The following is a 14,282-nucleotide window of genomic DNA, read 5'->3' on the forward strand; positions in this document are numbered from 1 at the left end:
GGAGGGCCAGGGCGTGGGGCGGGCCGGGGCGATACGGCTAGCGCGTGGCCCGGGTCAGCCCCTGCTCGCCGGCGCCGCGTGACAGCACGGCCTCGGTGACCTCACGGTCCACGGCCGCGTACGTGCTGTCGCCGCCGGCCCCGTCACAGGACGTGCAGACGACGCGGAAGGGCGGCCGCATGTCCGCGTACTGGGTGAGGTACTCGGCCTTCACCACGTCCCAGCGGCCCGGACGGGCGGCCGCCGGGGCGAAGGTGAAGCGGGGGATCGAGGACATGTTGCCGCGGGCCTTGCCGGCCTCGTAGAAACTGGCCACCTGGTCGCCCATGCCGTACACGACCCAGGTGCCGTTGATCTTCTCGTAGGGCTGCGGCACGTGGTTGTGCGTGCCGAGGACGAGATCGAGGTCGGGAAGGCCGTCCGCCCCGCGCGACGCGGTCAGCGCCCGCGCCAGGTCCAGCTGCTGCCGGTCGGGCGCCGTCTGCCACTCGGAGCCCCAATGGACGCTGAGGACCACGACGTTCGCGCCGGCCGCGCGCGCGGCGCGGGCGTCGGCGATGATCCGGTCCTGGTCGACGAGGTTCACGGCCCAGGGCTTGTCGGCGGGCAGCGGGATGCCGTTCGTCCCGTACGTGTAGTCGAGTTGGGCGACCTTGGCCCCGCCGGCCTCGAGCAGCGCCGGGGCCTTGGCCTCCTCGGGGCTGCGGGCGGAGCCCACGTGGCGGATGCCGACCCGGTCGAGGTGGTCGAGGACGCGGACGAGGCCTTCGTACCCGTCGTCCAGGGTGTGGTTCGAGGCGGTGGAACAGCTGTCGTACCCGGTGTCCTTGAGGGCGTCGGCCAGCTGGTGCGGGGCCTTGAAGAGGGGATATCCGGTGTAGGGGCCGCCGGGTCGGCCGTACGGTATCTCGTGGTGGCACAGCGCGAGGTCGGCGCCGGAGACGACGGGCCTGACCCCGGCGAGCATCTTCCGGAAGTCGTAACCGCCCTTCTCCGGGGAGTCCTCGGCGGCCCGCTGGATGATCGACGGGTAGGGGATGATGTCGCCCGTCCCGACGAGCGTGAACGGCTTCCCGTCGGCGGGGGCGGGGGCGGGGGCGGCAGCGGAGCCGGCGGGGCTCGGCGCGGTGGGCGAGGTCGCCTCCGGCTTCGCCCGGAGCCGCTGCTCGGGGGCCGCCGCGCCGCCCTTGCCGTCCCCGGAGAGCAGCTGCGGTAGGCCGTACGCCGCGCCGCCCACGACGACCAGCCCGGCCACCGCCACGCCCACCCTGCCGACCGCCCTCATCCCCGACCCCCCGGTGTCACGTCTCCGCCGCCTGCGGAAAATCCTCGCTCATCGGGGCGCCCGCCACCATGGGCGGGCGCGTGTACAGGGCCGTCCGGGTGCGATCGGCTCGACTCCGCCGCCCCGGAGCCGCCGCCCGGAGCCGCTGCCCTCCTCCGCTGCCCGCCTCCGCGCACCGGGGCAGGGGCCGACGGGTCAGCGGGCGGCCAGGGCGATGTCCAGGGCCTGGAGGAGGCGGCCCGTCGTCGCGCGGTCGCGGACCGCCAGCCGGAGCCAGGAGCGGTCCAGTCCGGGGAAGGTGTCGCCGCGGCGCACGGCGAAGCCCAGGGCGCGCAGCCGGGTGCGGACCTCCGTCGCGCCCTCGGTCCGGATCAGTACGAACGGGCCGTCGGCCGTGCCCGCCACCGCGATCTCCTCGAACTCCGCCAGCCCCGCCAGGAGATGCTCCCGGTCCACCGCGATCTGGCGGGCCGCGGCCTCCGCCTCGGCCAGCGCCGCCGGGGACATGCACGCCTCGGCCGCCACCAGCGCCGGCGTGGAGACCGGCCACAGGGGTTGCGCCGCCGACAGCTTCGAGATGATCGCGGGCTCGGCCAGCACGTAGCCGATGCGCAGACCGGCCAGTCCCCAGGTCTTGGTCAGGCTCCGCAGCACCACCAGCCCCGGTATGTCCGTCCGCCCGGCCAGCGCCTCCCGCTCGCCCGGGACCGCGTCCATGAAGGCCTCGTCCACCACCAGGATCCGGCCGGGCCGGGCCAGCGCCGCCAGGGTGGCCGCCGGGTGCAGGACCGAGGTCGGGTTGGTCGGGTTCCCGACGACCACCAGGTCCGCTTCCTCGGGCACCGCCGCCGGGTCCAGGCGGAAGCCGTCCGCCGCGCGCAGCAGGACCCGCTCCACCTGGTGGCCCGCGTCGCGCAGCGCCGCCTCCGGCTCGGTGAACTGCGGGTGCACCACGACCGGCCGTACGGCCCCCAGCGCCCGCGCGATCAGTACGAACGCCTCCGCGGCCCCCGCCGTCAGCAGTACCCGCTCGGCCGGCAGCCCGTGGCGCAGGGCCACGGCCGCGCGGGCCGGGCGGCCGTCGGGATACGAGGCGAGGACGTCGAGCGAAGCGGCGACACGGTCCTTCAGCCACTGCGGGGGCGTGTGCGCGCGTACGTTCACCGCGAGATCGACCAGCGCCGAGCCCGCGTCCACCACCTCCGCGTCCCCGTGGTGGCGCAGGTCGTGCGCGTGCGTCGTGGCGACCGCGCAGGTCGCCGCCACCGACCGCCGCTTCGGTACGAGGAGTTCCCCGCCCCCCGCGAGCGCGGCGGCCTCGGCCACCGACGGGGTGCCGACGGCGTCCCGTGCGGTGTCGGAGGGGTGCGGTACCGTGACGGCCGCCAGCCGGTCGGGGGGATAGCTCAGCAGCGGCACGCCGAAACGTTCCGCCGCGCCCGCGATCCCGGCCTCCGCGGTCTTCGCCTCCACCGTGGCCAGCGCCGTCACCGCCTCCGCCGACAGCCCGGCGCCGCGCAGGGTCTCCTCCACCAGCGCGCAGACCTCCGCGACGGACACCCCCGCCCGGCCACCGACCCCGACCACCAGCTGCGTCGCGTACTCGCCCACCAGGTTCACCCGTTTTCCCTCGTCGTGGTCGTGGTCGTGGTCATGGTCGTGATCGTCGTCGTGGTCGTCAACCGCCGGAGGTCCACCGCCCGCGCGCGGAGGTGCGCGGGCGGCGAGGAGTCGGTATGCAGGGGCACATGGCCGTGATCGTGGCGTTGGGCGCGTTCCTGATGACCCTGGCGGGCGGATGGACGGCGCAACGCGTCACCGACCGCCGCCACCTCGTGCTGGGTCTGGCCGGCGGGCTGATGCTCGGCGTCGTCGGCCTCGACCTGCTCCCGGAGGCCATGCACGCCGCGGGGGAGGAGGTGTTCGGGGTCCCGATGGCCCTGCTGCTCTTCGTCGGCGGGTTCCTCGTCGCGCACTGCGCGGAGCGGCTGCTGGCGGTCCGCCAGGCCTCCCACGGCGCCCGCAACGGGGACGCGCACGAGAACGGGCACCCGCACGCGTACGGGCGCGCGGACGGCGAGCACGGGGGCCGGGCCCCCCAGGTCGGCCTGGCGGCTGCCGCCGCCATGGTCGGCCACAGCCTCGCCGACGGGGTGGCCCTCGGCGCCGCGTTCCAGGTCGGGGGCGGGATGGGGGTGGCCGTGACCCTGGCCGTCATCACCCACGACTTCGCCGACGGGTTCAACACCTACACGCTCACCCGGCTGTACGGGAACGACCGCCGCAAGGCACGGCTCATGCTCCTGGCGGACGCCGTGGCCCCCGTGGTGGGCGCCGCGTCCACTGTGCTGTTCACCCTTCCGGAGGAACCGCTCGGGGCCTACCTCGGCTTCTTCGGCGGGGTCCTGCTCTACCTGGCGGCGGCCGAGATCCTGCCCGAGGCCCACCACGAGCACCCCGCGCTGTCCACGCTGATGTGCACGGTGGGCGGGGTGGCCGGGATCTGGCTGGTGGTCGGCCTCGCGGACTGACCGGACCGGCCGGACTGACCGGACCGGCCGGACCGGGCAGCGGGGCAGGAGCGGCCGGAGGGTCCCGGTCGCGGGTCTTCCGTTCACCGACGGGCTGCCGCGGCTTCGGTGAAGCGCCGGGCCACGGACGGCTCTGCCGCCCAGTGCGTGTGCAGGTAGCTGGCGTGCACACCGTGCTCCACGAAGCCCTCGACGCGGCGCTCCGGATGCGTGAACCCCCAGGCGGGCGCCGCCCCGGCGCCCGGCTCGATCACCGTCCGGTGGAACTCGTGCCCGCGCAGCCGGGTACCGGCCGCCGCGAGGACGCTGTCGGACACCGCGACGGCCTCGCGGTAGCCGAGGGTCAGCCGCTCCGACATCCGCGCGTCGGCGTCGAGCACCCCGCACATGGGCTTCCCGTCCAGCGAGCGGCCCAGGTACAGCAGCCCGGCGCACTCGGCGGCCACCGGGCCCCCGGCCGCGGCGAAGGCGGCGACGGCCTGGCGGAGCGGCTCGTTGGCGGACAGCTCGGGCGCGTACACCTCCGGGAACCCGCCGCCGATCACCAGGCCGGTGGTTCCTTCGGGCAGCGCCTCGTCGCGCAGCGGATCGAAGGTGACCACCTCGGCCCCGGCCGCTCGCAGCAGCTCCGCGTGCTCGGCGTAGGAGAACGTGAACGCGGCCCCTCCGGCGACGGCGATGACGGGTGCGGGCGAGGCCGACCGGGGCGAGACCGACCGGGACGGGGCGGACCCAGACGGGGCCGACCCGGACAAGGCCTGTCCCGGCGACGCCTGTCCCGACGAGGCCGGATCCGCCCCCCGGGCGGCCCGGGTGAGCAGGACCCGCTCCGGGTCCCAGGCCTCGCAGGCCAGGGGTGGCGCGGTGCGGGCCAGAGCCATGAGCGCGTCCAGGTCGCAGCCGGTGCGGACCTGGTCGGCCAGCGCCGCCACCGAGGCGACGGCGTCGCGCCGCCGCTCGGCCACCGGCACCAGCCCGAGGTGCCGCGAGGGCGCCGCGACCTGCGGAGCCCGCCGCAGGACGCCGAGAACCGGCATCCCGGCCTCCTCCAGCGCCTCCCGCAGCATCACCTCGTGCCGGTCGGAGCCGACCTTGTTCAGGATCACGCCCCCCAGCCGTACCTGCGGGTCGAAGGAGGCGAAGCCGTGCACCAGCGCCGCCACCGACCGCGACTGCGAGGACGCGTCCACGACCAGCACCACGGGCGCCCGCAGCAGCTTCGCGACCTGCGCCGTGGACGCCAGTTCACCCCGCCCCGCGGCCCCGTCGTAGAGGCCCATGACGCCCTCCACCACGGCCAGGTCGCACCCCGCCGCCCCGTGCGCGAACAGCGGGGCGATCAGCTCCGGCCCGCACATGAAGGAGTCCAGGTTGCGTCCCGGCCGGCCGGTGGCCAGCGCGTGGTAGCCGGGGTCGATGTAGTCGGGCCCGGCCTTGTGCGGGGACACGGCGAGGCCGCGCTCCGAGAAGGCCGCCATCAGGCCCGTGGCGACGGTGGTCTTGCCGCTCCCGGAGGAGGGCGCGGCGATGACCAGCCGCGGTACGTCGAACGAGGGTGTGCTCACCACTCGATGCCCTTCTGGCCCTTCTGGCCGGCGTCCATCGGGTGCTTGACCTTGGTCATCTCGGTGACGAGGTCCGCGAACCCGACCAGCTTCTCCGGGGCGTTGCGGCCGGTGATCACCACGTGCTGGGTGCCGGGACGGTTGCGCAGCACCTCGACGACCTCGTCGACGTCGATCCAGCCCCAGTGCATCGGGTACGCGAACTCGTCCAGCACGTAGAGGCGGTGTGTCTCGGCGGCCAGGTCGCGCTTGACCTGCTCCCAGCCCTCCTTGGCCGCCTGCTCGTTGTCGAGCTGCGCGTCCCGCTGGACCCAGGACCAGCCCTCGCCCATCTTGTGCCAGACGACCGCGCCGCCCTCGCCCGAGGCCCCGAGCACCTTCAGCGCGTTCTCCTCGCCGACCTTCCACTTCGCCGACTTGACGAACTGGAACACCCCGATCGACCAGCCCTGGTTCCAGGCGCGAAGCGCCAGGCCGAAGGCCGCCGTCGACTTGCCCTTGCCCGGTCCGGTGTGGACGAAGACGAGCGGGCGGTTGCGGCGCTGACGTGTCGTGAGTCCGTCGTCCGGAACGACGGACGGCTGTCCCTGCGGCATTACGCGGCCCTCCTGGGGGTCTGGGATGAGGTACGTACGTTCTTCACGAGCCCGGCGAGCGTGTCGGCCCGCAGCCCGTCGAGGGTGATGGCCGGGCCGCCCAGATCGGCGGCCAGCTCCCCGGCCAGGCCCAGCCGGACCGGCCCGGACTCGCAGTCCACGACCACGGAGGCGATCCCTTCGGACGCCAGCAGCCGGGCACTGCGGCCGGACAGTTCGCGCGGCGTGCCGTCCGGACGGCCGTCCGCGCGGCCGCCCGCGGAGCCGGCCGAGGTGGCCCGCCCGTCCGTGACCACCACGAGCAGCGGCCGCCGGCTCGGGTCCCGCAGCCGCTCGACGCGCAGCACCTCGCGGGCCTTGAGCAGCCCGGCGGCGAGCGGGGTGCGGCCGCCGGTCGGCAGTTTCTCCAGCCGGGCCGCTGCCGAGTCGACGGAAGAGGTCGGCGGCAGGGCCAGTTCGGCCGTGGAGCCGCGGAACGTGATCAGGCCGACCTTGTCGCGCCGCTGGTAGGCGTCCAGCAGCAGCGACAGCACCGCGCCCTTGACCGCGCTCATGCGCTGCCGGGCGGCCATGGAGCCGGAGGCGTCGACGACGAAGAGGACGAGGTTGCCCTCGCGGCCCTCGCGGGTCGCCTGCCGCAGGTCGTCCTTGCGGACGACCAGGCCGCGCCCGGTGCGCCCGCGCGCCTTCTGGTGCGGGGCGGCCGCCTGGACGGTCGCCGCCAGGTGCAGCTTCGTCAGGTGGCCGCGGGGGCGCCGGGCCCCGGTGGTGCGGCCGTGCGCGGTGCGGGCGCGCGAACGCCGGCCGGACGCGCCCTCGCCGAGCCCCGGCACGCTGAGCATCTTGGTGCGGAACGGCGCCGCGGCCCGTACGGCGGCCTGCTCGGGTCCGTCGGCGCCGTTGGCGGAGGGCTGCGGTGCGGGGTCCTCGGCGGGCTGCTCGGGCTCGGGCCGCCGATCGGCTTCGGCCTCGGTCGCCGTTTCGGGCTCGGGCTCGGTGTCCGGGGCGTCGGGCCCGGAGCCCTGCGGGGGCACGCCTCCGCCTCCGCCGGGACCGCCGCCGTCCGGGCCGCCGTCGTCCGGGCCGTCGCCAGGACCCTCCGGCTCGGGATCCGGCTCCGGCTCGTGACCGGGGTCGTGGTCCGGTTCGTCGTCGGGGAACTGCTCCAGGATCCGGTCGAGCTTCTCCTCGTCCAGGCCCGGTGCGTCGAAGGGATTGCGGCGGCGCCGGTGGGGGAGCGCCAGCAGGGCGGCCTGGCGCACGTCCTCCTTCCGCACCACGGTCCGGCCGGCCCAGGCGGCCAGCGCGGTCGCGGTCCGGGCCATCACGATGTCGGCGCGCATGCCGTCGACCTCGAAGCCGGCGCAGGTCGCGGCGATCTGCAGCAGCGAGGCGTCGCCGAGGACGACCTGGGGGAGCAGGGCGCGGGCGGCCACCACGCGGGCGCGCACGTCCTGTTCCTCGGTGGCCCAGCGCAGGGCGAAGGCGGCGGGGTCGTCCTCGTAGGAGAGCCGGCGGCGCACGACCTCGACCCGCTGGACGGGTTCGCGGGAGGCCGCGACCTCGACGGTCAGCCCGAACCGGTCCAGGAGCTGCGGGCGGAGCTCGCCCTCCTCGGGGTTCATCGTGCCGACGAGCAGGAAGCGGGCGGCGTGGCGGACGGAGACGCCTTCGCGTTCGACGTAGGAGGCGCCCATGGCGGCGGCGTCGAGGAGGAGGTCGATGAGGTGGTCGTGGAGGAGGTTGACCTCGTCCACGTACAGGATCCCGCGGTGTGCGTCGGCGAGGAGGCCGGGCTCGAAGGCCTTCACGCCCTCGGAGAGGGCGCGTTCGATGTCGAGGGCGCCGACCAGGCGGTCCTCGGAGGCCCCGACGGGCAGCTCCACCATGCGGGCGGGCCGCGCGGAGGCCGGCCCGGGCTCGTGGGGGCCGTCGGGGCAGACGGGGTCCGGGGCGGCGGGCGCGCAGCTGAAGCGGCAGCCGGGCACGACGTCCACCTGCGGGAGCAGCGCGGAGAGCGCCCGGACGGCGGTGGACTTGGCCGTCCCCTTCTCGCCGCGCACGAGCACCCCGCCGACCGCGGGGCTGACCGCGTTGAGCAGCAGCGCGAGACGCAGGTCGGTCTGGCCGACCAGTGCGGTGAACGGGTAGGGCGTGCTCATGCGGTGGCCCCTCCTTCTGCGTGGGTACGGGTACGGGTGCGCGGGCGGTGGTGCGCGGTGCGGTGCGCGGGCCGGGCGGGGGACGGCCCCCGCGGGAACCCGGCCGGCGTCACGGCGCGCCCGGGGGAAGGAACGGGAGGCCCGCCGGGGCCCCCTTCTCGATCAGGCGGAGCAGGGCGTCGGTGTCCGCGTGCTCCTCGATCAGATCGCCCAGCAGCTCCAGCTGTTCCTCCCGCAGGGAGCCGAAGGAGGTGTCCGGGGCCGGGACGAACCGCCGGCCGGCGGCCGAGGCGACCTCGCGCAGGAACGCCCGGCGGAAGCCGTCGGACTCGAGCGAGCCGTGCCAGTGCGTGCCCCAGACCGACCCGACGCGGCACCCGTCCAGGAAGGGCGTCCCGCCCAGGACCTCGGCCACCCCGTGGTGGATCTCGTAGCCCTCGACCGGCTCGCCGAGGGCCGAACCCGTCGGCCGTGCGAGGGTCTTCTCCCGCTCGAAGCGGACCCGGACCGGCAGCAGGCCGAGGCCCTCGACGGAACCGGCCTTCGACTCGACCTCGTCCTCGATGCGTTCGCCGAGCACCTGGAAGCCGCCGCAGATCCCCAGGACCGGACGGCCCTCCGCCGCCCGCCGGCCCAGCGCGTCCGCGAGCCCGCGCTCGCGCAGCCAGGCGAGGGCCTTCACCGTGCCGCGGGTCCCCGGTACGACGACCAGGTCCGCGTCGACGAGCTCCTCGGCCCGGTCCACGAACCGCACCACCACCCCCGGCTCCGCCGCGAGCGCGTCGACGTCCGTGAAGTTCGACATCAGCGGGACCGCGCAGACCGCGACCCGCAGCACGTCCTCGCCCACGGGCGGGGCGACCACGGATTCCCGTACCGCACCCCGCAGGGAGACCCGCAGGCCGTCCTCCTCGTCGATGCCCAGCCCGTGCTGAAAGGGGAGCACCCCGTACGTCGCACGGCCCGTCAGGCCGCGCAGCATCTCCATCCCCGGCTCCAGCAAGGTGACGTCACCGCGGAACTTGTTGACGAGGTATCCCGCGATCAGCGACTGGTCCTCGGGTGACAGCAGCGCCGTGGTACCGAAGAAGGAGGCGAACACCCCGCCCCGGTCGATGTCGCCGACCACGACCACCGGGAACCGCGCGGCCCGCGCGATGCCCATGTTCACGATGTCGGTGCGCCGCAGGTTGATCTCGGCCGGACTGCCCGCCCCCTCGCAGATCACGGCGTCATACGTGCCCCGCAACTGCTCCAGGCAGTCCGTGACGATGCCGAGCAGCTGCTCCTGCCTGCCCCCGTGGTAGCCGCGCGCGCTCATCTCGCCCACCGGCTTGCCCAGCAGCACCACCTGGCTGCTGCGGTCGCTTCCGGGCTTGAGCAGCACCGGGTTCATCAGCGCGGTCGGTTCCACGCGCGCGGCCTGCGCCTGCATGGCCTGCGCCCGCCCGATCTCGGCGCCCTCCCGGGTCACGAAGGAGTTCAGCGACATGTTCTGCGCCTTGAACGGGGCCACCTTCACCCCGGTGCGCGCGAGCCACCGGCAGATGCCCGCCGTGACGACGCTCTTGCCCGCGTCCGATGTCGTACCGGCGACGAGGAGCCCCCCGCCGCGCTGCGCGCCGCTCATGCGCGTCCCTTCCTCGTGCGACTCGTGCTACCCGTGCGACTCGTCCGACCCGACTGGTGCAGCCCGCTCGTCCGCTGCGTCGGGCCGGTCCGGCTCATCCGGGCGACCAGCGTGCGGGCGGCCACGCAGGCCCCCAGCGCCACCCACGTCACCTGTCGCGACAGCCGTACGGCCCGTTCGATGTCGGCGACCTCCACCGCCCGCCCGGCCCCGCCGTTCAGCACGGCCCGGTGCTCGACCCGCCCCCCGTACGCCAGGGTCCCGCCCAGGCGTACGCCGAGCGCCCCGGCGAACGAGGACTCCACCGGCCCCGCGTTCGGGCTCGGGTGCGCGGCGGCGTCGGCGCGCCAGGCCCGTACGGCTCCCCGCCGGTCGGGGCCGGCCAGTACGGCGGCCAGCGCCGTCAGCCGGGCGCCCGGCCAGCCCGCGACGTCGTCGAGCCGGGCCGAGGCCCAGCCGTAGCGCAGGTGGCGGGGCGACTTGTGGCCGACCATCGCGTCCAGGGTGTTCACGGCGCGGAAGGCCAGCAGTCCGGGGACGCCGGCGACGGCCCCCCACACCAGGGCGCCGACCACGGCGTCGGAGGTGTTCTCGGCGACCGACTCCACGACGGCGCGCGCCATCTGCTGTTCGTCCAGGGCCTGCGGGTCGCGCCCGCACAGGTGCGGCAGCCGGGCCCGGGCCGTCTCGGCGTCCCCCGCGGCCAGCGCGCCGCCGATGGCGCGCGCCTCGCGGCCCAGCGAGGTGCCGCCCACGACGGCCCAGGTGGCCGCGGCGGTCAGGGCGATGCGGGCCACCGCGGGCCGGGAGCGCACGGCGCGGGCGCCCAGCACGCCGACGGCGGCGGCGCCCCCGGCGCACACCAGGGTGTGCAGGGCGCCCCGGGCGCGGTCGTCGCGCCACAGGGCGCGCTCGACGGCGGCGGCGGTTCGTCCGAAGGCGGCCACGGGGTGCCCGCGGCGAGGATCCCCGAGGATCCGGTCGCCGATCAGGCCGGCCGTGGCGCCGTACGCGAAGACGCGGTCGGCACGCATGGTGGCAGGTATGTCCTCACTCAGGGTCCGCGCCCTGGTTCGACGTGTCCGGCGGCGAGAGTTCCTGGCTCCCGGTCGCACTCGGCCCGAGTGCTCCGGTGACAGTGGCGGGACCGCGCCGGATTCGCACCGGACTTCCTCTCCATGCCGCCGTATTGGCTCGGGCAGTCCACCACGCAGCGCGAAGGCCCGTCAACTTGCAGTTGACCTGCGCCGGGTGGTCGCCGGGTGGGCGGGGAGCCGCGGTCCCGGGCACGCGAAAGGCTCCCCCCGGGACGAACCCGGGGGGAGCCTTCGCACGTGGTGCCCGTGCGGGCCCCTAGGAGACGATCAGGTAGATCCCGTAGGCCACGGCCGCCGCGCAGAGCGCGAAGCAGGCGTACGCGCCGCTGCGGGCGAGGGTGGCGGCGCCGCCCTGCTCGGTGGCGGCCTCGTGCTTGGAGAGCCCGATCAGACCCAGGGTGAACAGGGTCACGAGCGCGACGGTGGCGGAGAGGCTGACACCGAAGACGGAGCCGAGTGCTTCCCAGTCGATCTTCATACCGCTGATTCCTCTGTCGTTCTCGGGGTCAGAGCGCTGCGGCCGGAGCCGCTGCGGCCGTGGTCGCGGCCGGGATGGTGGCCTTGAAGTCCTCGTCCGTCACCGCGGCGGTGCTGCCGGCGGCGGCGGCGACGGTCGGCGGGACGGTGACGGCCGCGATGGCGGTGGTGACGACACCCGGCTCCTCGGCGTCGGCCGACGGGACCGCGTTCACGTTGGTGTGGTCCACGACCTGGCGGCGCGAGATGAACCAGATCGCGAGGCAGGAGGCGACCAGGAAGGCCGCGACGGCGGCGACGCCGAGGTCACCGGTGCGCATGACCAGCTCGGCGCCCGCGGAGACCAGCGCGGCGGCCGGCAGGGTCAGGCCCCAGGCCATGAACATACGGGAGGCGGTGGACCAGCGGACCACGCCGCCCTTGCGTCCCAGGCCCGAACCCATGACCGCGCCGGAGCACGCGTGGGTGGTGGAGAGGGAGAAGCCGAGGGAGGAGGAGGCCAGGATGACACTGGCGGCCGAGGTCTGGGCGGCGAAGCCCTGCTGCGGCTGCAGGTCGGTCAGGCCGCTGCCCATGGTGCGGATGATGCGCCAGCCGCCCAGGTAGGTGCCCATCGCGATGGCCATGCCGGCCGAGACGATGACCCAGACCGGCGGGTTGGAGCCGGCCGGCAGGGCGTTCCCGGCGATGAGCGCCAGGGTGATGATGCCCATCGTCTTCTGCGCGTCGTTGGTGCCGTGCGCGAGCGAGACGAGACCGGCGGAGGCGATCTGCCCGGCGCGGTAGCCCTTGGCGGAGGTCTTCCCGCCCATGCCCTTGCCGACCTTGTACGTGACCTTGGCGGCCAGGTACGCGGCGGCGCCGGCGACCAGCGGCGCGGCGACCGCGGGGATCAGCACCTTGGTGACGACGACGCTGCCGTTGACGGCTCCCATGCCGGCGGAGGCGACCGCGGCACCGATGAGGCCGCCCATCAGGGCGTGGGACGAGCTGGAGGGCAGTCCGACCAGCCAGGTGACGAGGTTCCAGAGGATGGCGCCGACCAGCGCGGCGAAGATGACCTCCGGCTGGATGCCTTCCTCGTTGACCAGGCCCTTGGAGATCGTCTTGGCGACCTCCACGGACATGAAAGCGCCGACGAGGTTCAGTACGGCGGACATCGCCACCGCGGTCTTGGGCTTGAGGGCGCCGGTCGAGATGGTGGTGGCCATCGCGTTGGCCGTGTCGTGAAAACCGTTCGTGAAATCGAACACGAGAGCGGTGATGATCACGATCCCGAGGAGAAGCGTTATGTGCTCCATTTACCCAGGCTTCTGTTTGGCGTCAGTGGTTCGTGGACCGTAGGCAATCTGAATGAACGGAAGGTGAACTGGCGGCGATCGTGTGGTGTATCGGCCCGGGGTCGGATCGGGACCTTCGTCCCGATATCGGAATGATTCCTTCCATCGATGCACGTCACGACCGGGTCCCGGCCCCGCGCGGGGCCGGGACCTCCGGCTCGCCGTACCGGTCGGAATGTTTCCGGAGGAGACCCAGATCACTCCGCCGCGAGCCCTTCCGGGTCTCCGCGGCCTCCTCGGGAAACCCTGGAACCGCAGCCGGAGTGAGCGCTTCCGGTGGCCCGCCGCCGCATCCGCCTCGACACTGGAGCCGTGCGTACCGCCACAGCGACGGCAGCGGCCGTCACCACGACCCTCCTGGGCGCCGGCGCGGCCGTCACCGCTGCCGCCCTCGTCGGCCGCCGTGCCGCCGACGCGGCCCTGCGGACCGAGCCGGGGTGCCCGCTCCCGGGCAGCCCGCGGCTCACCGTCCACTCCGCCGCGGCCGGCCGGGTCGAGCTGACGCGGTCGCTGGCCTCCCTGCGCCCCGGCACGTACGGGCTGACCGCGCCCGGGGTGCACGCCGTGGTCGGCTCCGTCCTCCCCGAGGCCCCGTGCGGCCCCGACACCGTGGTGCGCCGGCTCCTCGCCGTCACGCACGGCAGCCTCGACCCCGGCACCCGCGTCACCCTCACCCCGCAGGTCCACCTGGGGAACCCGGGCACGGCCCTCGGGCTGGACCACGCCGACGTGGACGTGCCGGGCGAGCTCGGCGCGCTGCCCGCCTGGTTCGTGCCCGCCGCCCGCGACACCTGGGTGATCACCGTCCACGGGCTCGGCGCCACCCGCGAGCACCCGATGGTGGTGATGCCCTTCCTCCACCGCCAGCGGCTGCCCGTCCTGGACCTCGCCTACCGGGGGGACCTCGGCGCCCCCGCCTCGCCGGACGGACTCGGCCACCTCGGCGTCTCGGAATGGCGCGATCTCGACGCCGCCATCCGCTACGCCCTGCGCTACGGCGCCCGCCGGATCGTCCTGCACGGCTGGTCCACCGGCGCCACCATGGCCCTGCACGCCGCCGAGCGCTCGGCGCTGGCCGACCGGATCTGCGGACTGGTGCTGGACTCGCCCGTCCTGGACTGGCAGGCCACCCTGCGCGCCCTCGTCGCGGCGCGCCACACCCCGCGGCCGCTGCTGTCCCTCGCGGTCAAGGCCGCCGAGGGACGGGCGGGCCTGCGCGCGGACCACCGGCCGCCGGGATCGGACCCCGCCGCACTGCGGATCCCCGTCCTGGTCTTCCACGGCCCCGACGACACCCTCGCCCCCTGGGAGCCCTCCCGCCGCCTCGCCGCCGCCCGGCCCGACCTCGTCACCCTGCGGACCGTCCCCCGGGCCGCGCACGGGGCGATGTGGAACGCCGATCCGGCGGGATACGAGGAGGCCCTGCGCCGCTTCCTGACCCCCCTCATGTAGCGGGCCGTCCGACGGGCCGTCCTACGGGCCGGTGGACCCGTGCCGGGCGACCTGTCCGAAGAACGTGGGGTGTGCGGGACGCGGATGGCGAATTGCCCTGATCTGTCTCGTCGGTGCCGTGTGGCAATGGCCGGTTCCGTTTGGGCT

The 14,282-nt window shown here is 75.0% G+C and carries 11 protein-coding genes and 1 riboswitch; of the genes, 2 read left to right on the top strand and 9 right to left on the bottom strand.

Going from position 1 to position 14,282, the window contains the following annotated elements; all coding sequences use genetic code 11:
• Nucleotides 1-37: 37 nt before the first annotated feature.
• Together ABZY44_RS15570 and cobC are read right to left on the bottom strand one after the other, a co-directional pair.
• Nucleotides 38-1,285 (bottom strand): CapA family protein, encoded by a 1,248-nt coding sequence (locus ABZY44_RS15570; RefSeq protein ID WP_356653899.1) that lies wholly within the window; start codon nucleotides 1,283-1,285, stop codon nucleotides 38-40.
• A gap of 195 nt (nucleotides 1,286-1,480) precedes the next feature.
• Nucleotides 1,481-2,905 carry an Rv2231c family pyridoxal phosphate-dependent protein CobC gene (gene cobC / locus ABZY44_RS15575; RefSeq protein ID WP_356653901.1) on the bottom strand — a complete coding sequence of 475 codons (1,425 nt, stop codon included), beginning with the start codon at nucleotides 2,903-2,905 and terminating at the stop codon, nucleotides 1,481-1,483.
• Between the two features lie 128 nt (nucleotides 2,906-3,033).
• Here cobC and ABZY44_RS15580 point away from each other — a divergent pair, with 128 nt between their 5' ends.
• The gene (locus ABZY44_RS15580) at nucleotides 3,034-3,816 is read left to right on the top strand and encodes a ZIP family metal transporter (protein ID WP_356653951.1); all 783 of its coding nucleotides are present in this window, start codon (nucleotides 3,034-3,036) and stop codon (nucleotides 3,814-3,816) included.
• An 83-nt stretch (nucleotides 3,817-3,899) separates the two neighbouring features.
• Here ABZY44_RS15580 and ABZY44_RS15585 read toward each other — a convergent pair whose 3' ends face one another.
• The 7 genes from ABZY44_RS15585 to ABZY44_RS15615 form a co-directional block, all read right to left on the bottom strand.
• Nucleotides 3,900-5,381 (bottom strand): cobyrinate a,c-diamide synthase, encoded by a 1,482-nt coding sequence (locus ABZY44_RS15585; protein ID WP_356653903.1) that lies wholly within the window; start codon nucleotides 5,379-5,381, stop codon nucleotides 3,900-3,902.
• On the bottom strand, nucleotides 5,378-5,977 hold the full coding sequence (gene cobO, locus ABZY44_RS15590; RefSeq protein WP_356653905.1) for a cob(I)yrinic acid a,c-diamide adenosyltransferase: 600 nt from the start codon (nucleotides 5,975-5,977) through the stop codon (nucleotides 5,378-5,380). The genes ABZY44_RS15585 and cobO overlap by 4 nt, the downstream gene beginning before the upstream one ends.
• On the bottom strand, nucleotides 5,977-8,139 hold the full coding sequence (locus ABZY44_RS15595) for a putative cobaltochelatase (RefSeq protein WP_356653907.1): 2,163 nt from the start codon (nucleotides 8,137-8,139) through the stop codon (nucleotides 5,977-5,979). Before ABZY44_RS15595 ends, cobO begins: the two co-directional genes overlap by 1 nt.
• A gap of 109 nt (nucleotides 8,140-8,248) precedes the next feature.
• Complete coding sequence (locus tag ABZY44_RS15600) at nucleotides 8,249-9,769, bottom strand: cobyric acid synthase (RefSeq protein WP_356653909.1); 1,521 nt, start codon at nucleotides 9,767-9,769, stop codon at nucleotides 8,249-8,251.
• Nucleotides 9,766-10,803, bottom strand: coding sequence for a cobalamin biosynthesis protein (locus tag ABZY44_RS15605; protein ID WP_356653911.1), 1,038 nt, complete (start codon nucleotides 10,801-10,803; stop codon nucleotides 9,766-9,768). The genes ABZY44_RS15600 and ABZY44_RS15605 overlap by 4 nt, the downstream gene beginning before the upstream one ends.
• A gap of 58 nt (nucleotides 10,804-10,861) precedes the next feature.
• Nucleotides 10,862-10,945, bottom strand: a riboswitch (cobalamin riboswitch).
• Nucleotides 10,946-11,122: 177 nt separating this feature from the next.
• Nucleotides 11,123-11,344 carry a hypothetical protein gene (locus tag ABZY44_RS15610; protein WP_356653913.1) on the bottom strand — a complete coding sequence of 74 codons (222 nt, stop codon included), beginning with the start codon at nucleotides 11,342-11,344 and terminating at the stop codon, nucleotides 11,123-11,125.
• A 28-nt stretch (nucleotides 11,345-11,372) separates the two neighbouring features.
• Complete coding sequence (locus tag ABZY44_RS15615; protein ID WP_356653915.1) at nucleotides 11,373-12,644, bottom strand: inorganic phosphate transporter; 1,272 nt, start codon at nucleotides 12,642-12,644, stop codon at nucleotides 11,373-11,375.
• 351 nt (nucleotides 12,645-12,995) lie between these two features.
• Between ABZY44_RS15615 and ABZY44_RS15620 the strand changes: the two genes are divergently transcribed.
• Nucleotides 12,996-14,135, top strand: a complete 1,140-nt coding sequence (locus tag ABZY44_RS15620; protein ID WP_356653917.1) for a hypothetical protein — start codon at nucleotides 12,996-12,998, stop codon at nucleotides 14,133-14,135.
• The last annotated feature ends 147 nt before the right edge of the window (nucleotides 14,136-14,282 follow it).

The sequence above is a fragment of the Streptomyces sp. NPDC006544 genome (assembly GCF_040611715.1).
Classification (GTDB): domain Bacteria; phylum Actinomycetota; class Actinomycetes; order Streptomycetales; family Streptomycetaceae; genus Streptomyces.

What these genes read in the sequence shown, in the direction of transcription:
- ABZY44_RS15600 (WP_356653909.1), bottom strand. Translation starts at nt 9,769, where the DNA reads ATGAGCGGCGCGCAGCGCGGCGGGGGGCTCCTCGTCGCCGGTACGACA.
- ABZY44_RS15580 (WP_356653951.1), top strand. Translation starts at nt 3,034, where the DNA reads ATGGCCGTGATCGTGGCGTTGGGCGCGTTCCTGATGACCCTGGCGGGC.
- ABZY44_RS15610 (WP_356653913.1), bottom strand. Translation starts at nt 11,344, where the DNA reads ATGAAGATCGACTGGGAAGCACTCGGCTCCGTCTTCGGTGTCAGCCTC.
- ABZY44_RS15615 (WP_356653915.1), bottom strand. Translation starts at nt 12,644, where the DNA reads ATGGAGCACATAACGCTTCTCCTCGGGATCGTGATCATCACCGCTCTC.
- ABZY44_RS15605 (WP_356653911.1), bottom strand. Translation starts at nt 10,803, where the DNA reads ATGCGTGCCGACCGCGTCTTCGCGTACGGCGCCACGGCCGGCCTGATC.
- ABZY44_RS15595 (WP_356653907.1), bottom strand. Translation starts at nt 8,139, where the DNA reads ATGAGCACGCCCTACCCGTTCACCGCACTGGTCGGCCAGACCGACCTG.
- cobO (WP_356653905.1), bottom strand. Translation starts at nt 5,977, where the DNA reads ATGCCGCAGGGACAGCCGTCCGTCGTTCCGGACGACGGACTCACGACA.
- ABZY44_RS15570 (WP_356653899.1), bottom strand. Translation starts at nt 1,285, where the DNA reads ATGAGGGCGGTCGGCAGGGTGGGCGTGGCGGTGGCCGGGCTGGTCGTC.